We start from the raw sequence: 18,522 nt of genomic DNA, 5'->3' as shown, positions 1-18,522 counted from the left end.
AATGAAACAGATATTAGCAATCGGCTTAATGGTGTCGGGTTTTGCTTTTGGACAAGTCAAAAAAGACACAATAGAAAAAAAATATAAATTGGAGGTTACTCCATTTAAAACTGAAAAGAAAGAAAAGCCATTACCACTAAGCAGGAAAGGACAAGTTTTTGTTTTTTACGGTTGGAACCGGGGAGCTTACAGTAATTCGGATATTCACTTCAGTGGAAACGGTTATGATTTTCAATTGAATAATGTATCTGCTAGAGATAAACCTACAAAATTCGGGATCGTTTATTTTGACCCCAGCTGGTTTACGGTAACGCAGTACAATTTCAGACTGGGTTATTTTATTAAAGATAATTTGGCTCTTGTATTAGGTATTGACCATATGAAGTATGTAATGAAGCAGGAACAGACTGCTGATTTTTCAGGATATATTTCAGATCCGAAATATGCGGCAATGGTACAAAACGGACAGGTAAATTTATCTGATGGACAATTCCTGACCTTTGAGCATACAGACGGACTTAATTATGAAAACTTAGGTCTTGAAAGATACAAGAATCTCATTCATAAGAAAAATATTGATCTGGTATGGTCTTATGGAGCCGGATTGGGAGTAATGTTCCCGAAGAGTAATGTAAGACTTTTCAATAATGACAGAAGCGACCGTTTTCATGTGGCAGGGATGGGAACAGATCTTAGATCCAGTTTAAACTTAGTTTTCTGGAAAAACTGGATGCTAAGAGCAGAAGCAAAGGCCGGATATATTAACATGTGGGATATAAAAACCACACTCAATAACAAACCGGATAAAGCTCATCAGGATTTTGTTTTTGGAGAGGTATTAGCCGGAATAGGATATACATTTAATACAAAGAAGTATAATTAAAAGTGAATCAACACATTCAAAATATTGAAATTTCCAATTTCAAATCTATTAAGGATTTGAAAATAGAAGGCTGTAAGAAAATAAACATTTTTGCAGGAAAACCGAATGCGGGAAAGAGTAATATTTTGGAGGCAATCTCGATGTTAAGACTAGATACTATTGAAGATGACTTTAGAGAGTATTTAAGATTTACAGAATATAATGATTTGACCTATTTTGGGAATACAGCAAATCATATAAAAATAAATTCAAATTTAGGCTTTATAGAATTTGATGCTTTCGAATTATTTGGAATTTCATATTTAATTGGTACCAAAAAAAATAATTTCAAAATAACTATTGACGATGAAAATTTTAAAAATAATTTTCATGGCGAAGAAAGAGGTTTTCCAAAAAATTATAGATCTTTTGATTACAATGTTATTTTATACAAACATAAAGAATATACTAATAAAAAATTTTTTTTTAATAAAAAGTTAAATGTTTTTGGTAGAAATTTAGGAGAGATAATTTATAGAGAATCAACTTCTAATCAAAAGAAGCTATTTGATACTATCGCTAAATTAGTACCAGAGAATTTCAAAATTAAAGTTAATTCTCATAATTATGAGTTAACTGTATCAAAAGAGATTACTCCATTCGTAGAATATTCAATCCCTTATTCTATGATTGCTGAAACTTTACAAAGATTGATTTTTTATAAAGCTGCTATTATAAGTAATAACAATTCTGTTTTATTATTTGAAGAACCAGAAGCACATTGTTTTGAACCTTATATTTTAGAATTTACGAATGAAGTTAAATTCAATGAAAACAATAATCAGTTTTTCATGGTTACTCACAGTGATTTTATTATTCAAGAGTTTCTAAGAGATGAAGAAAGCAGAAATAACCTACAAATTTATCTGGTAAATAATGTGGATGGAAAAACTGAAGTAAAAAAATTAGATATTGAGAAAAATGATGATGTTTATGAATATGGAATGAATGTATTTTTCAACTTCGACAGTCTTTGGGAAAATAACTAATCATGGAAAGGATTGTTGCAGTTGAATGTTTTGCAGATAAATATTTTTTCGGAAAATTATTACAAAATGAAAAACGTATCCGGAAAGAAAAAAATAAAAATGAAGTAATCAAAGCATTTGGAAAAGTAAAAGGAGAATTTCTTATTGGAATCGTAGATGAGGATAGAAAAGATTTATTACTTAACCCTAATTTAAAAACCTTTGAAAAAATAAAAGAAGGAAGAAGTTTCAAGATTTATAAGGATAAAACAAAATATCATTTTATTTTTGCACTTTGTCCCAAAGCTTTTGAAGATTGGATTCACCAATTTTTAAAAACTCAAAATAAAGATTTAAATGAATTTGATTATATCAATTTCGAATCATTCAAAAAAGAAACTAAAAGTGAACAAATAGACAAAGATAATAAGTATAAAAATTTGGTTAAGCATGTCATTAAGACTTATCCGGATTTTGATAATCACATCAGAGAATTTAAAGTTCATATTGATTATCTTCTTTTGGAAACTTATAACTTTGATTTAGAAATATTTAAAAATATAGAGCTTAATTAAGCGAAAAGCATAGAATATGAGCGAAGAGGTAAAAAAATTCAAAATAACTATAGACGGACAGACTACCGAAGTATTGCCTGGAACTTCCATCCTGGAAGCAGCAAGACAAATCGGCGGAAAATCTGTACCTCCTGCAATGTGCTACTACAGCAAATTGGAAACCAGCGGAGGAAGATGCAGAACTTGCCTGGTAGAAGTATCTAAAGGATCAGAAGCAGATCCGCGTCCTATGCCGAAATTGGTCGCCAGCTGCAGAACAAATGTAATGGATGGGATGGAAGTAAAAAATCTTACTTCCGAAAAAGCTCAGGAGGGAAGAAAAGCAGTTACTGAGTTTTTATTGTTAAATCACCCGTTAGACTGTCCTATTTGTGATCAGGCCGGTGAATGCCATCTTCAGGATTTAGGATATGAGCACGGTGTGGAAAATACAAGGACAGAATTCGAAAGAAACACCTATGATGCCGATGATCTTGGTCCGCATATCAAACTGAATATGAACCGTTGTATTCTTTGTGCAAGATGTGTATTAGCTGCAAACCAGCTCACAGGCGAGAGAGAGCACGGCATTCTTTTCAGAGGAGATCATGCTGAAATTTCTACTTATTTAAATAAAGCCTTAGATAATGACTTCATTGGAAACGTAATCGACGTTTGTCCGGTTGGAGCATTAACCGACAGAACAGCACGTTTTGCCAGCAGAGTTTGGTTTACAAAGCCAATGAACGCTTCCTGCAATTGCGATAAATGTTCAGGAAAAGCTGTTGTGTGGATGAAAGGTGACGAAATTGTAAGAGTTACTGCAAGAAAAGACCAATGGGGAGAAGTTGAAGAATTCATCTGCGATACTTGTCGTTTCGAAAGAAAAGAACTTTCTGACTGGAACATCGAAGGTCCGAGACATATCGACAGACACTCAGTTATTTCATTGAACCACTACGAAAAGCCTAAAGATGAGCTAAGAGTTTTAGACAATCCGATGGCTAAGGAAATCAGTGAAAAAGACGAAAAATAATACTAAATTATAAATTTTAAATTATAGATTTTAAATGAATTTACAATCTATAATCTAGAATCTAAAATCTAAAATTCAGAATGGATTTACTTACATTTAAACTTATACTTGTACTGGCACTTTTCCTGCTTTCATTAACGATTGCGGCCTACTCTACATGGGCGGAGAGAAAAGTTGCGGCTATTATGCAGGACCGAATCGGGCCAAACAGATCAGGACCTTTCGGATTGCTGCAACCTCTTGCTGACGGTGGAAAGTTTTTCTTTAAAGAAGATTTTACCCCTGCCAATGCAGAAAAATTCCTTTTCGTATTGGGACCAGCTTTAGTAATGTTTATATCATTAATCACAGGAGCCGTTATTCCCTGGGGTAAAAGTTTAAATATTGCAGGCACTTCCTATGATCTTCAGGTGGCTAACATTGATGTTGGTGTGCTTTTCATCATCGGAATGGCTTCCATCGGTGTTTACGGAATTATGATCGGAGGTTGGGCTTCCAACAACAAATATTCATTATTAGGGGCCATCCGTGCTTCCTCGCAGATGATTTCTTATGAATTGGCAATGGGATTGGCTTTGCTTTCTATCATTATGATGACAGGAAGTTTAGATTTAAAAGAAATTACAGCAAGTCAGACAAATGGAAAACTTTGGGGAGTTATTCCTTGGGTTTCCGGTTTGAATTGGAATATTTTCTACCAGCCGGTTGCTTTCCTGGTATTCATCGTGGCGGCTTTAGCGGAAACCAACAGACACCCTTTCGATTTACCTGAGTGTGAATCTGAATTGGTAACCGGATATTCCACTGAATATTCTTCCATGAAATTAGGATTGTATATGTTCGGTGAATATGTGAATATGTTTATTTCTAATGCTTTCATGGTCGTTCTTTTCTTCGGAGGGTATAACTATCCGGGAATTGAGTGGGTAACTCAGAACTGGGGTGAAAATACAGCCGGAATTTTGAGTATCGTAGCATTTTTAGCTAAAACAGTAATCGGAATTTTGATCTTTATGTGGATCAGATGGACACTTCCAAGATTCAGATATGACCAGCTAATGCACTTAGGTTGGAAGACTTTAATTCCAATGGCATTGGTAAACTTATTAATTACAGGTGCTGTAATTTTAGCATTTGGAAATTAATTAATTTGAAAATGAGTTAATTTGAGAATTTGAAAATGGTAATATGACCAATCATTCAATTTCTAACAAGATATAAATTTGAAAATGAGCTGATGTGAAAATGTGACGATGCAATAAAATTCATCCTCCGGCTTCCATCTTCTAACATTTAATAATAAAAATAATGAAACTTACGAACAGATCAAAAGTTGTTTCTAATAAAGAAATGACCCTTGCTGAAAAAATCTACTTGCCTGCGATTTTTACAGGAATGGGGATTACATTTAAGCATGCTGTAAGAACCGTACTGAAAGGTGCTCCTGCCGTATATTCGTATCCGGAAGTACAGAAGCCCAGAGCGGATATCTGGAGAGGTCAGCACGTTTTGAAAAGAGACGAAGAAGGCAGGGAAAGATGTACAGCGTGCGGACTTTGTGCGGTGGCGTGTCCTGCAGAAGCAATTACAATGACTGCTGCTGAAAGAACAAAAGAGGAAAAGCATTTATACAGAGAAGAAAAGTATGCTTCAGTATATGAAATCAATATGCTGAGATGTATTTTCTGCGGTATGTGCGAAGAGGCTTGTCCGAAATCTGCGATCTACCTTACCGACAGATTGGTAGACGTAGAAACCAACAGAGGTTCTTTCATTTACGGAAAAGATAAATTGGTTGAAAAAATAAATGAAAGGATTGATATCACTGAAAGACAATCCGAGAAACAAAAAAATGCGGTAAAATAATGGATCAGTTTTTATTTTTCTTGGTGGCGTTTTTAGCAGTGGCAAGTGCGGTATATTTCGTATTTGCTAGAAATCCTTTATATGCTATTTTGTCATTGATTGTTACGATGTTTTCTATTGCGGGCATGTACATTCTGCTGAATGCACAATTCCTTGCGATTATCCAGATTATTGTATACGCCGGGGCCATCATGGTATTATTCCTTTATATCCTGATGATGCTTAACCTTAATAAACAAGACGAAAGTAAGAAGAACAATACTTTAAAATTTGTTGGAGTTTTTACAGCAGGTCTTTTATTAATTGGGGTTTTAGGCGTATTCAGAGGCGTTCAGCAGAACCAGATTGTAGTTGAAAATGTGGATGGAAGTGTTGGGCTTACCAAAAATCTGGGCAGACTTTTGTTTAATGAATATGTTTTACCGTTTGAGCTTGCGTCCATCCTTATTTTGGCAGGTATTGTAGGTGCGGTATTAATCGGTAAAAAAGATTTATAAAATTATGGGAGAAGTAAATACATTTATACAAAGCATCCCTCTGAATTATTTCATCATTCTTTCGTCAGTATTATTCTGTCTGGGAGTGTTGGGCGTATTGTTGAGAAAAAATGCTATTGTTATTTTGGGTTGTGTAGAGCTTATGCTGAATTCTGTAAACCTTTTATTAGCAGCATTTTCAGCGTATAAAGGAAACGGCGACGGACAACTTTTAGTTTTCTTCATTATGGTGGTGGCTGCTGCGGAAGTAGCGGTAGGTTTGGCAATTATTGCTATGCTGTATAGAAATACCCGTTCTGTGGATGTAAGTATATTTAATAAATTAAGAGGATAAGAATGGAAAATTTAGTGTATGCAATAATACTTTTACCACTTTTAGGTTTTCTTATTAACGGTCTGTTCGGAAAAAATCTTCCAAAAATTGTTGTGGGTAGTTTGGCTACGGCAATGGTTTTTGCATCTTTCTGCATCGCAGTCAGTATTTTTATGAATTTTGATTCTGAAAGTCAGCCCGTAATCGTAAAAGCTTTTGAATGGTTTAGAGTAAACGGAGTTCAGATCAATTTTGGATTCCAGATCGATCAGTTGTCATTAATGATGATCATGATTATCACAGGAATCGGATCTTTAATTCACCTCTACTCTATCGGATATATGAGCCACGATAAAGGTTTCTATAAGTTTTTTACTTATTTAAATCTATTTATCTTCTCCATGTTGTTATTGGTAATGGGAAGCAACTACCTGATCTTATTCATCGGATGGGAAGGGGTAGGATTGTGTTCTTATTTATTAATCGGATTCTGGTATACCAATGAAGAATATGGTAAAGCGGCAAGAAAAGCTTTCATCATGAACAGAATCGGTGACCTTGCGTTATTGATCGGGATATTCATGCTTGCTTCTCAAACCAATGCTGTTGATTATCTAACCATCAGAGAGAACGCCGGAAAATTTGAATTAGACGGAAGTGTAATTATCTTTATTACGGCAAGTTTATTTATCGGTGCTACTGGTAAATCAGCTCAGGTTCCGTTATATACATGGTTACCAGATGCGATGGCTGGGCCGACTCCTGTTTCTGCGTTAATTCACGCGGCAACGATGGTAACAGCGGGTATCTATTTGGTCGTAAGATCAAACTTCTTATTTACTTTAGCACCAACTGTTCAGGGAGGAATTTTATTCATCGGATTCTTGACAGCTGCTTTGGCTGGCTTCTACGCACTGCGTCAGAACGACATCAAAAAAGTATTGGCCTATTCCACAGTTTCTCAGCTTGGATTTATGTTCATCGCTTTAGGATTGGGAGCTTATACCACAGCGATGTTCCACGTAATGACACACGCTTTCTTCAAAGCATTATTGTTCCTAGGGGCCGGTTCTGTGATTCATGCGATGAGCAACGAGCAGGATATGCGTTTCATGGGTAGTTTGAAAAAATATATTCCGCTTACTCACGCTACTTTCCTTATCGGAACATTGGCGATCTCAGGATTCCCTTTACTATCAGGGATGATTTCTAAAGACGAAATTTTAGTAGCTGCTTTTGCTAAAAATCCGGTATACTGGGTGATCTTATTTATTTTAGCGGCAATTACGGCAACTTATATGTTCAGATTGTACTATTTAACTTTCCATGGAGAGTTCAGAGGTACTGAAGAACAAAAACATCACTTACACGAAAGCCCGACAAATATGACATTACCATTGATCGTATTGGCGATTCTTTCTGTAGTTGGTGGTTTAATCAACCTTCCTCACTTTATCGGTCACGGTCATTATGCAAAATTAATGGAATGGCTGAAACCGGTTCTCACTGAGGAGAGTTTTAACCAAATGGAAGCAACTCTTTCCGGGGTTCCGTTTGGTACTGAAATGATACTTTTAGGCGCTACAGTTCTTATGTTCTTTACTGTTTGGTTTATGGTTAAAAACACTTATGTAAATAAGAAAAAACAAGCATTGCCGGAAGAACAGTACACAGGATGGGAAAAACTGTCTGCCAGAAAATTATATATTGACGAGCTTTACAATGCATTGATTGTAAAAACTGTTGAAGGATTGGGACGCGGAGGAAGGATGTTTGATAAGGGTATTCTTGATCGTTTTGTAGACTTCGTGGGCGAAGGTGCTGAAGACAGCGGAAAAGCCATGAAGCGCATCCAGAACGGAAATGTTGAGAACTACATTCTGATCATGTCTTTGGCGGTGGGAATTATACTGATTGTTAACTTTATATTACAATAATGTCTGGTTTATTATTAACATTATTACTATTACCTCTAGTAGGTTCGGGATTAGTTTTTGCATGGAAAGATAAATCCAGCAAATATTTGGCACTGGGAATTGCGTTGGTACAAATGCTTATAACCTTCTACATTGCAGCGGATTTTGATTTTAATCCGACAGTAGACAGCGTATTACAGCACGAGATCAATTACCCATGGTCGCAATTTATTAAGAGCACGCTTCACTTCGGTATCGATGGGATGAGCCTTCTTCTTTTATTGCTGACGAATATTTTAACGCCAATCATTATTTTATCTTCTTTTAATGAAAATGTAAGCTACAGAAATACCTTCTACGGTTTAATCCTGCTGATGCAGTTCGGATTAGTGGGAGTTTTCACCTCGCTTGACGGACTATTGTTCTATATTTTCTGGGAAGTAACGTTGATTCCGATCTGGTTTATTGCCGGACTTTGGGGTCAGGAAAATAAAAGATTTGAATTCACGACGAAATTCTTCGTTTATACATTCGTTGGATCATTATTCATGTTAGCCGGATTGATTTATGTTGGAATACATTCACCATCTTTTGCGCTAACAGATTTGTATAATGCTCAATTAAACGAAACCCAACAAACGGTGGTATTCTGGTTTATTTTCTTTGCTTTTGCAGTGAAATTACCGGTATTTCCTTTCCATACCTGGCAGCCGGATACGTATACTTATTCGCCAACGCAAGGGTCAATGCTTTTGTCAGGGATCATGCTTAAAATGGCGATTTATGGAGTTATGCGTTATTTATTACCGATCACACCGCTTCCGATAGCAGGAATTTCAGGACAGATTGTAATTATCTTAGCCATCGTAGGAATCGTTCATGGAGCTTTGATCGCAATTATCCAGACCGATATGAAGAGAATTATTGCATATTCTTCATTCTCCCACGTGGGGCTTATGGTTGCAGGTATTTTTGCTTCTGCAGTAATCACATTAAGAGGAACTTTCAATATTGAAGGGGCGGAAGGAGCTTTGGTGCAGACTTTTGCTCACGGTATCAACGTTGTAGGTTTATTCTACTGCTGTGATATTTTATACAAAAGATTCAAATCAAGAGATATCAGACAAATGGGAGGTTTGGCAAAAGTAGCGCCTAAGTTTGCTGTATTGTTTCTGATCATTATATTAGGTTCTATGGGCGTTCCATTGACCAATGGTTTCATCGGAGAATTTATCTTGTTGAAGTCTGTTTATGATTTCAACGGATTGGCGGCAGTAATTGCCGGTCTTACCGTCATCTTTGCCGCTGTTTATTTATTGAGATTCTACGGAAAAGCAATGTTCGGACAGGGTGATGAGGCAGTTTTGAGTACAGCAAAAGATTTATCTACAGTAGAATTCTCTGTGTTGGCAAGTTTAGCGGTTTTTGTGATTGTATTTGGTATTTTCCCACAGCCGATCATCGAAATGGTGAACAGTTCGTTGAAGTTTATCTACACGGCAATGGCCAGTTAAAAATTAAAAGATTTAAAAAACTAAAAAATTAGGAGATCGGGGAAGATTAGAGAAAAGCTAAAGACTTTAAACTTCAAATCTCAACTATAAATTATGAGTGTTTTAATTATTGTTTTCCTAACGGCAGTTGTTGCGTTATTTTCAGGAGTTTTTGAACAGGGAAAATTCGCAAGATACATTGGGATTTTGGGATTGATCATCGCATTATGGGTAAGTTTCATGCCGGAATGTGCATTCTTCGCACAATACCGACACATGTATGATTATACCGAAAATACTGCGTTGTTCACAAAAATATCAATTGTAACCACACTATTATTATTCTTTTTGGGAGGTTTTGCATTCAGCAACCACAGAAGCCATCAGTCAGAATTATATGCATTGATGCTTTTCGCACTATGTGGCGGAATTATCCTTTTTGGATACCAGAATCTAGTAACGCTATTCTTAGGAGTGGAAATCCTTTCTATTCCTTTATATGTAATGGCGGGCGCCAACAAAACGGATTTAAGATCAAATGAAGCTTCCATAAAATATTTCTTAATGGGTGCATTTGCGACAGGATTCCTGTTGTTTGGTATTGCATTTATCTACGGAAGTACCGGAAGTTTTGATTTATATAAAATCCAGGATTTTGGAGTTTCAAATCCTAAAGATGTAATGTTCATCCTGGGCGTATTACTGATTCTTTGTGCATTGGCATTCAAGGTAGCATTGGCACCTTTCCATATGTGGAGTCCTGATGTTTATTATGGGGCGCCTTCATTGATTACAGCTTTTATGGCAAGTGTGGTGAAGATCTCCGGGTTTTATGCATTGTTCAGATTAATGACCATTGGTTTCGGAGGTGTTACAGAAGAATGGATCAACGTTTTCGGCGTATTCCTGATCATCACTTTATTACTGGCAAACGTTATGGGTCTTGCTCAGACAAATGCAAAGAGAATGCTGGCATATTCATCAGTTTCCCATGCAGGATACATCGGTTTAGTGTTCTTCGGAATGACAAGCCTTTCCACTTATAATCTGGCATTTTATTTATTTGCATATGCTTTAGCAACAGTGGGCGTTTTCATGTGTCTGATTTATGTTGAAAAACTAAAAAGAGAAACATCTTTTGGAGCTTTCAGAGGCCTGGCAAAAACAGAACCATTGTTGGCTACAGTAGCATCAATTTCTATGCTTTCAATGGCAGGAATTCCACTGACAGCCGGCTTTATGGGGAAATTTGCATTATTCTCTCAGGCAATGAATTCAGACCACGGAGTCTTCCTGGTATTGGTAGCCGTTTTAGGATCTGCCCTTTCCATTGCTTATTATTTAAGATTAATTATCTCAATGTTCTTCTTTAAAGAAAGTACATTCAAATCTTCAGAGAAAGTAACTTTAACTTATAATATTGTTGCGATAGTTATAATTGCTTCAATTATTATTTTGGGAGTTTTCCCTGACCTGTTTGCAAAGCAGTTCGGACTATAAAAAATCGTTTAAAATAACAAACCACAACCGCTAAGTTGTGGTTTTTTTATACCTTTACTTTAAATTTCAGTTTTGGCAAATCTTTATAAAAAAGACGCTCCATTTCAGGTTTATATTTCTTTCAAAAAATATTTGGATGTACTGGAACACATCCGATATAATGACCGTCTGGATTATCGTGTCAACTATGCCAAATCGTTGATCGATAAGACCAAAAATTTCCGGGAACTGAGAGATGGTTTTCAGGATATTTCCCTGCTGGAAAAACATGATGAACTTATTAAGCTTCTGCTTTCAGATCTCTTTCCTACAGGACTTACCAATAACGAAATAAAAGCGGCCAGTATTCCTCTTTCCAATGTAACATTCAACTACACGGAAAGATTTAAAAATATTCTTAAAGATGCCGGAAAAGATTTCGAAATCGAGCTTCGGAATATTGATGATGATGAATTTTATGTATTCTGCTGTTGCCTGATCCTACAGGTCTATTACAAAAGAGATATCAAAAGCTCGCTTCCGTTTTATTATGATATCCCGAACAGGCTGGGAATCATGAAGCATTACAAAATCACAGTGAATTCCGATTTTACAGAAGTATATCCTAAAGAAGGCACAAAACTTCCTTCGGAAGAAGTGGTGGATGCGCTGCTGGAAAATCTTGATGATTATAAGATGTGGAAAAAATATTTCCCGTCAGAATCTTGGATATTAAAAGGCTTTACCATCATTTCCCTGGTAGACTGCACCTCTGAAGTGGCGTTATCCGATCTCAAATCCAGCATGATCAACATTGACCCCGAAAACCTTTCGCCGGATGAAAATCTGGTTGAAATTTTCAAATCTTATTTTGATGTTGCGGAGCTTAATTTTGGATTAATGCTTTTTAACAAAAAAGACCAGCGTCTGGAGAAACTTCCGATTTATGAAAATGTTTTTACCAACCATATTCTTGATTTCTGGATCAATGCTTCTGATGAAGAAACGAGACGGAGTACTTTCACAAATTTAAATCATAATTCCAAGCCTATCGTAGTTTCCAACATTTCGAATTTGGATCACGATATACAATCTCTGCCTTCATTTAAAATTTTAAGTGATAATAAGATCAACAGTTTCATGGTCATCCCGATCATGAAAGAGAATGAGTTAGTCGCCATCATAGAATTTACCTCCCCTATTGTCAACAGCTTCAATGGCCTGAAACTAAAAAAACTCGAATTTTTTTCGGATATGATCCTGTTTTCAATAAACAGATTCAGTTTTGAAAAAAACTATCAGATCGAAGCAATTATCCAGCGTGAATATACCTCGATCCATGATAGTGTTGTCTGGAAATTCAGGAATGAAGCTGAAAAATATTTTAATGCCTCTCTTTCTAAAAAAATATATACTCTAAAGCAAATCACCTTTAAAAATCTTACGCCTCTTTTTGGGTTTTCAGATATCCGCTCATCTTCCGAAAAGCGTTATAATTTTATGCTCGAAGACCTCAACCAGCAAATCGAATGTCTGCATGAAATTTTCTCTATGCTGGAATCTGATACCGAAAAATATGTTCTGGCTATCGATATTTTTGAGAATGAACTGAATAATGAAATAAAAGCGGACAGTGAACAACGTTTTCAGCGGCTGTTAAGGGATGAGATCCACCCTTTTTTACAGGCTAAGTTGGAGATCAAGTCTTCCAGTGAAGTAAAGGCAAAAATAAAAGATTATTTCAGTCAGGTTTTTATACAAAATGATTTATTTTACAGTAAACGTAAAAATCTTGATGATTCAATTACATTGGTAAACAGAAAACTTGCGGACGTATTGGATGAAAGTCAGATAAAGGCGCAGCAGATTTTCCCGCATTATTACGAAAGGTTTAAATCAGATGGAATTGAACATAATTTGTATATCGGACAAAATATTGCTCCGGAACTTCATTATCATTCAAAAGTTGTTCATAAACTAAGATACTGGCAGCTCAAGACGATATGTAATATGGAAAGAGAATTTCATAATTTTAAGAAAGATCTGCCAATTCCACTGGATATTGCCTCATTAATTTTTGTGTACAATGAGAAAATAGATATCCGTTTCAGAATGGACGAAAAGCGTTTTGATGTTGACGGAGCATTCAACTCTTACTACGAAATCATTAAAAAGCGTCTTGATAAAGCCCATGTAAAAGATTCTTCCGAGAGAATTACCTGTCCCGGGAAAATAACCATCGTGTATTTCGGTATGGAAAACCAGAGAGAATATCTTGATTATATAAGCAAGCTTCAGAAAAAAAGTATTTTGAAAAATGATATTGAATTCCTCCGCGTAGAAGATCTGCAGGGAATTACAGGACTTTTGGCATTAAGAGTTTCATTTGCAAAATAAAAAAGCTCATCCTGACAGATGAGTTTGCAATATGGAGTTAATATTGATTTAAAGACTTAAAAAAGCATATCCGAAAGATAATACGGAAATCACGATTCCCGCCATGAAAATCTGGTATGTGATTGATAAAAGCCTGTATTTCCTATCCAAAACTTTTCCGAGATAATATAAATCTTTTACCATTGAGTCATAAATATAATCTCGGTCTTTGATGAGAATGTTCATCGCATCCTGATAATCATCAAAAATCATACGATTGAAATTCCCGAAAAATAACAGATTTACCTTTCTGTCAGCAACATCTTTTGCTGTAAATCTTGCTTTGGTAACATTTGGTTTTGTAGAAAGAATGGCAAAAATGATCGTTAAAACAGCAGATAATAACAATATAAAACTCGGAATGATTAGGTGAGAATTCTTTGGAGTATCAAGCTTTGGAACCAACACCGATAGACAGACAGAAATGATAATCGCATTGACCGACAACAGAATATTGGCTTTGCTGTCTGCAATATCACTTAATCTGGTATGGTTGCTCAATGTCACTCTGAACAATGTATCAACACTGCGGTCTGATTTAGGCTCTTTCTCTTTAGATTTTTTACTTTCAGAGCTGTCTTTTTTATCGTCTTCCTTTTCCAGTTTCTTTTCAATTTTTTTAATATTCTTATCCTTTAAAGGCTGCCAGTTTTGTTTTGCATAATCGGTGTAAAAACGATGCTTATGCTTTAACATATCGAGATTTCCGGCGTTCCATTCATCGTTGGAAAAACATCTTACATTGGTAAGTTCCCACTCTTTCCGTAAAGAATCAGAAATATCATTATAGTCATGGCTGGCAAAATGGCTGCAGTCTGCATCCTTTACAATTTTTTCCAGAAGATTTTGTGGCTCATAAGTGATTTTCGTTGCCAGAATAAGTTTTGCGATATCATCAATATCATTTTCAGCATACCCTTCTTTCTGGAGAAAATTTTTCATGATTACTACGCCTTTCTCTTCATGGTCTTTGGCACATTCTATGTATCCTGTATCGTGAAACCAGAGAGCAAGCAATACCTTTTCCTGATCTTTTGCAGCTACAGGAGTATTTTTTAAGATTTCTTCAGCTTTATTTACCGTAAATGTAGTATGAATAAAATTATGATAAAAATATACCGAAGATAGCTTATCTTTGAATAAGGTTTCAACATAATCTTTGGCTTTTTGTAAAATGTCCATCACCGAAATTTTGTTAATGTAAATTTATGAATTTATACTCGAAAACTCATCTAAAATATACTTCTCTTGCTGTCAGATTCGTATTGTCTGCCGGAGTTCTTTATTCCTGCGCAACATATAACGTAAAAAAAGGCAAAAACTTATCTGAAGTAAACAATTCGGATATAAAATCAGATAATGATTTTAAAATTTTCCTGGTAGGAGATGCAGGAAATGCAGATGAGCCTCAGTCTCAGCATACTTTAAATTTACTCAAAAGCCAGCTGGACGCCGCAGACAGCAATTCAATGCTGATTTTTCTGGGTGATAATATTTATCCCAATGGGATGCCTGACAAGTCTGATAAAAATTATGATGTGGCAAAGAAAAAACTGGAAGACCAGCTTTCCATCGTAAAAAACTTTAAAGGAAAAACACTGGTTATTCCCGGGAATCACGATTGGTACAACGGTTTGGATGGAATGAAAGCCCAGGAGGATTTTGTAAAAAACTATTTAAATGATAAAAAAGCTTTTCTCCCTAAAAACTCATGTCCGATTGATGACATCAGCTTAACAAAAGATATAAAATTAATTGTCATTGATTCGGAATGGGCACTGCTAAACTGGGACAAACATCCGGGAATCAACAAAAACTGTGATATAAAAACCCGTGATGATTTTTTCACTGAATTTAAGGATCTTGTTAATAAAAATCAGGATAAACAAATCATTGTTGCCCTCCATCATCCTGTGATCAGCAGCGGTACCCATGCAGGATTCAGCTCAGCAAAATCTAATCTTTTTCCTCTGAAGAGTAAAATTCCGGTACCGGGAGTAGCAAGCCTCATCAATGTGGTGAGAAGTTCATCAGGAGCAAATCCGGAAGACATTAACAATCAACATTATGCTGATCTTGCGAACAGATTAAAAAGCATCGTTCAGGAAAAGGAGAATGTTATTTTTGTTTCCGGGCACGATCACAACCTGCAATATCATGAAGCAAGAAACATCCGGCAGATCATCAGTGGTGCCGGCTCTAAGGTAGATCCTGCGTCGATCAAAGAAAAAACAGACTTTTCCTATGGAGGAAGCGGATTTGCCGTATTAAACATCAGAAAAGATAAAAGTGCTGACGTTGAATATTTTTCGACAAAAGATAATTCTTTAGAAAAACTTTCACATATTCAGGTAACAAAAAAACCGACCGATTTTATCAATAATTATCCCGATTCTTTTCCCTCTACCGTAACATCTACAATTTACCCTAAAAAACTGACGGAAAAAAGAAAATTTTACAGATGGCTCTGGGGTGAGCATTACAGAAAATATTATGGAATGCCTATCGAAGCTCCGACCGCTAATATTTCTACACTTGACGGAGGATATACCCCGTTCAGAGAAGGCGGAGGAAATCAATCAAACAGTCTTCGTCTGAAAGTACAGGACGGACAGGAATTTGTGATGAGAGGCGTGAAAAAAAGTGCGGTACGTTTCCTTAACAATATGGCATTCAGAAAAAGTACTTTTGGAAATGAACTGAACAACACGTTCCCGGATAAATTCCTGCTGGATTTTTATACTGCCAACCATCCTTTTACTCCGTTTGCTGTAGGAAATATGGCTGATAAAATTGATCTTTATCACAGCAATCCAAGATTATATTATATTCCTAAACAAAAAGCGTTGGGAGAATATAATCTGAATTACGGAGATGAAATGTACATGATAGAAGAACGTTTTTCTTCAGATCCTAAAACGCTTGCTTCATTAGATAACGCAAAAGATATTGTTTCAACGGATGATGTGCTTAAAAATTTTAACAAAAATTACAAATATTCGGTAGACCAGGAATTGTATATCAGGGCCCGACTTTTTGATATGCTGATCGGCGATTGGGACCGCCATTCCGACCAATGGAAATGGGCAGAATATCAGGAAGGCGATAAAGTAGTTTATAAACCAATACCCCGTGACCGGGATCAGGCGTTCAGCAAATATGATGGTAATGCCTTTAAGATTATCATGAATATTCCGGCAATACGCCACATGAAAACTTTTAAAGATGATATCAGAAGCGTAAAATGGCTTTCCATGGAACCTTATCCTCTTGATCTCGTTTTCCTTAAGGGTGCAACCCAGGAAGAATGGATCGCACAGGCAAAATATATTCAGGAGCATCTCACGGATGAGGATATTGATAATGCTTTCAAGAATTTACCAAAAGAGGTACAGGACGAAAATATTGCAGAAATTCAGAGAAAGCTTAAATCAAGAAAAACAAAATTAGAGACCTACGCGACTCAATACTATGATGTTTTACAGAAAAAAGTTCCATTAGCAGGAACGGTAAATCCTGATAAATTTGTCATTACGAAAACAGGAAATTCAGTTAATGTTAAACAATATAAATTAGACAAAAAGAAAGAAAATCCTGAGCTTGTTTTTGAAAAAACGTATGACGATTCCAAAACAAAGGAACTATGGATTTACGGACTTGAAGATGATGATATCTATGAAGTTTCAGGGGATGGAAGACCGAAAATGAATATCCGCCTGATCGGAGGTTATAACCATGATACTTATCATATTGCTGACGGCAGTAAGGTAAAAATTTATGATTTTAAATCACAGAAAAATACGTACAATACGAAAGGGACTACAAAACATATCTCAGATGATTATGCCATTAACACTTATAATTACAAACATCCGAAATACAATTTCTTTGCAGGCTATCCGAATGCCAATTTCAATCCGGATGACGGAGTTATTCTGGGCGTTGTAGCCAATTATACGGTAAATAATTTCATCAGGGATCCTTATACTCAAAGACACAGCCTCAGAGCCAATGTATACACCGCTACTGGAGGATTTAATCTCGGTTACAGGGGAATCTTTAAGAAAGTAATCGGAGGCTGGGATGCCGGTATTGACGCATCTTATACCACACCGTTTTTTGCTAGAACGTTCTTTGGCCTTGGTAATGAAACTGAATATGATAGAGAGGCCGTTGAAAGAGATTACAACCGTGTACGGATTTCACAGTTTAAATTTGCCCCGTCATTATCCACAACAAGCTGGCATAATCTTAAACATCAGTTCCAGCTGACCTTTGAGCATGCCAAAGTACAGAGAAATGATGACCGTTTTGTAGCCGTTTCCCCGGATGTCAGTCCCGAAGTTTTCAACGGACAGCAGTTTGCAGGCGCCAATTATACATTTGGTTTTAAAAATTTAGATAATAATGCGTTTCCTACGTTAGGAATGGAATTTGCCCTAAATGCCGGCTGGAAAGCCAATATCTCATCCTTCGATCAAAATTTCGCAACCTTTCAGGGAACTTTGAATATATTCCACAGAATTGATAAAAAAGGCAGGTTTGTATTTGCCAATTCTACCAATGCCATGATTATCAACAATAATAATTTTGAATTCTACCAGGCAGCCGCAATAGGTGGAAATAATGCCATGCGTGCTTACAGGAATGAAAGATTTGCAGGGAAGTCTTATTTTGTCAATAATGCCGAAGTAAGATGGGATTTTGGAAGAATTAAAAATAACATCGCTCCCGCCAATATGGGAGTCCTCATTGGTTATGACCTCGGAAGAGTTTGGATGGACCGGGAATCCTCTGACAAATGGCATCAGGGTGTTGGTGCAGGGTTCTGGCTGAATATTCTTGAAATGTTTTCTGCAAGAATAGATTATTTCACCGGGGAAGACGGGGGTAGAATTTCAGGTGGTGTGGGACTTGCGTTTTAGCTTACCGTTAAATAATCTTTTAGCACATGAGTCACATTAGATTTCAGGGGTAAACTTTACGCATATTCTAGAGCACAGAAGAAGAAAATCAAAGATTTTCATTGGAGTGCTTAAAAT

At 36.2% G+C, this 18,522-nt stretch carries 14 protein-coding genes; 13 read left to right on the top strand and 1 reads right to left on the bottom strand.

The window, feature by feature from the left end; genetic code table 11:
• The first annotated feature begins 1 nt into the window (after position 1).
• From AC3WV0_RS07910 to AC3WV0_RS07855, 12 genes are all read left to right on the top strand, one after another.
• Complete coding sequence (locus AC3WV0_RS07910; protein ID WP_488845489.1) at positions 2-883, top strand: hypothetical protein; 882 nt, start codon at positions 2-4, stop codon at positions 881-883.
• A 2-nt stretch (positions 884-885) separates the two neighbouring features.
• On the top strand, positions 886-1,911 hold the full coding sequence (locus AC3WV0_RS07905) for an AAA family ATPase (RefSeq protein WP_488845487.1): 1,026 nt from the start codon (positions 886-888) through the stop codon (positions 1,909-1,911).
• Between the two features lie 2 nt (positions 1,912-1,913).
• The gene (locus AC3WV0_RS07900) at positions 1,914-2,465 is read left to right on the top strand and encodes a hypothetical protein (RefSeq protein WP_488845485.1); all 552 of its coding nucleotides are present in this window, start codon (positions 1,914-1,916) and stop codon (positions 2,463-2,465) included.
• A gap of 16 nt (positions 2,466-2,481) precedes the next feature.
• Entirely contained in the window at positions 2,482-3,480 is a 999-nt protein-coding gene (locus AC3WV0_RS07895) for an NADH-quinone oxidoreductase subunit G (RefSeq protein WP_488845483.1), read from the top strand.
• Between the two features lie 80 nt (positions 3,481-3,560).
• Positions 3,561-4,625 carry an NADH-quinone oxidoreductase subunit NuoH gene (gene nuoH, locus AC3WV0_RS07890; RefSeq protein ID WP_090000170.1) on the top strand — a complete coding sequence of 355 codons (1,065 nt, stop codon included), beginning with the start codon at positions 3,561-3,563 and terminating at the stop codon, positions 4,623-4,625.
• A gap of 163 nt (positions 4,626-4,788) precedes the next feature.
• Positions 4,789-5,346, top strand: coding sequence for a NuoI/complex I 23 kDa subunit family protein (locus AC3WV0_RS07885; protein ID WP_029298761.1), 558 nt, complete (start codon positions 4,789-4,791; stop codon positions 5,344-5,346).
• Positions 5,346-5,843: an NADH-quinone oxidoreductase subunit J family protein gene (locus AC3WV0_RS07880; protein ID WP_090000169.1), complete on the top strand. Its 498-nt coding sequence runs from the start codon at positions 5,346-5,348 to the stop codon at positions 5,841-5,843. Before AC3WV0_RS07885 ends, AC3WV0_RS07880 begins: the two co-directional genes overlap by 1 nt.
• Positions 5,844-5,847: 4 nt before the next feature.
• Complete coding sequence (nuoK, locus tag AC3WV0_RS07875; RefSeq protein ID WP_027380123.1) at positions 5,848-6,177, top strand: NADH-quinone oxidoreductase subunit NuoK; 330 nt, start codon at positions 5,848-5,850, stop codon at positions 6,175-6,177.
• Between the two features lie 2 nt (positions 6,178-6,179).
• On the top strand, positions 6,180-8,093 hold the full coding sequence (gene nuoL / locus AC3WV0_RS07870; protein WP_488845480.1) for an NADH-quinone oxidoreductase subunit L: 1,914 nt from the start codon (positions 6,180-6,182) through the stop codon (positions 8,091-8,093).
• Positions 8,093-9,586, top strand: a complete 1,494-nt coding sequence (locus AC3WV0_RS07865; RefSeq protein WP_488845478.1) for a complex I subunit 4 family protein — start codon at positions 8,093-8,095, stop codon at positions 9,584-9,586. Before nuoL ends, AC3WV0_RS07865 begins: the two co-directional genes overlap by 1 nt.
• A gap of 93 nt (positions 9,587-9,679) precedes the next feature.
• Positions 9,680-11,065: an NADH-quinone oxidoreductase subunit N gene (locus tag AC3WV0_RS07860; protein WP_488845476.1), complete on the top strand. Its 1,386-nt coding sequence runs from the start codon at positions 9,680-9,682 to the stop codon at positions 11,063-11,065.
• Positions 11,066-11,137: 72 nt separating this feature from the next.
• Positions 11,138-13,441: a GAF domain-containing protein gene (locus tag AC3WV0_RS07855; RefSeq protein WP_488845474.1), complete on the top strand. Its 2,304-nt coding sequence runs from the start codon at positions 11,138-11,140 to the stop codon at positions 13,439-13,441.
• A gap of 48 nt (positions 13,442-13,489) precedes the next feature.
• Here the strand turns inward: AC3WV0_RS07855 and AC3WV0_RS07850 are convergent, their stop codons facing one another.
• A complete protein-coding gene (locus AC3WV0_RS07850) occupies positions 13,490-14,662 on the bottom strand; it encodes a Pycsar system effector family protein (protein WP_488845472.1) in 1,173 nt (390 codons plus the stop codon).
• A gap of 26 nt (positions 14,663-14,688) precedes the next feature.
• Between AC3WV0_RS07850 and AC3WV0_RS07845 the strand changes: the two genes are divergently transcribed.
• On the top strand, positions 14,689-18,405 hold the full coding sequence (locus tag AC3WV0_RS07845) for a metallophosphoesterase (protein WP_488845470.1): 3,717 nt from the start codon (positions 14,689-14,691) through the stop codon (positions 18,403-18,405).
• The last annotated feature ends 117 nt before the right edge of the window (positions 18,406-18,522 follow it).

It is taken from the genome of Chryseobacterium sp. 27AL, from assembly GCF_057815395.1.
Note: the sequence above shows the minus strand (reverse complement) of the source record. Positions and strands in the feature narration are given on the sequence as shown.

What these genes read in the sequence shown, in the direction of transcription:
- AC3WV0_RS07880 (WP_090000169.1), top strand. Translation starts at nt 5,346, where the DNA reads ATGGATCAGTTTTTATTTTTCTTGGTGGCGTTTTTAGCAGTGGCAAGT.
- AC3WV0_RS07885 (WP_029298761.1), top strand. Translation starts at nt 4,789, where the DNA reads ATGAAACTTACGAACAGATCAAAAGTTGTTTCTAATAAAGAAATGACC.
- AC3WV0_RS07900 (WP_488845485.1), top strand. Translation starts at nt 1,914, where the DNA reads ATGGAAAGGATTGTTGCAGTTGAATGTTTTGCAGATAAATATTTTTTC.
- nuoK (WP_027380123.1), top strand. Translation starts at nt 5,848, where the DNA reads ATGGGAGAAGTAAATACATTTATACAAAGCATCCCTCTGAATTATTTC.
- AC3WV0_RS07895 (WP_488845483.1), top strand. Translation starts at nt 2,482, where the DNA reads ATGAGCGAAGAGGTAAAAAAATTCAAAATAACTATAGACGGACAGACT.
- nuoL (WP_488845480.1), top strand. Translation starts at nt 6,180, where the DNA reads ATGGAAAATTTAGTGTATGCAATAATACTTTTACCACTTTTAGGTTTT.
- nuoH (WP_090000170.1), top strand. Translation starts at nt 3,561, where the DNA reads ATGGATTTACTTACATTTAAACTTATACTTGTACTGGCACTTTTCCTG.
- AC3WV0_RS07865 (WP_488845478.1), top strand. Translation starts at nt 8,093, where the DNA reads ATGTCTGGTTTATTATTAACATTATTACTATTACCTCTAGTAGGTTCG.
- AC3WV0_RS07860 (WP_488845476.1), top strand. Translation starts at nt 9,680, where the DNA reads ATGAGTGTTTTAATTATTGTTTTCCTAACGGCAGTTGTTGCGTTATTT.
- AC3WV0_RS07845 (WP_488845470.1), top strand. Translation starts at nt 14,689, where the DNA reads ATGAATTTATACTCGAAAACTCATCTAAAATATACTTCTCTTGCTGTC.
- AC3WV0_RS07910 (WP_488845489.1), top strand. Translation starts at nt 2, where the DNA reads ATGAAACAGATATTAGCAATCGGCTTAATGGTGTCGGGTTTTGCTTTT.
- AC3WV0_RS07850 (WP_488845472.1), bottom strand. Translation starts at nt 14,662, where the DNA reads ATGGACATTTTACAAAAAGCCAAAGATTATGTTGAAACCTTATTCAAA.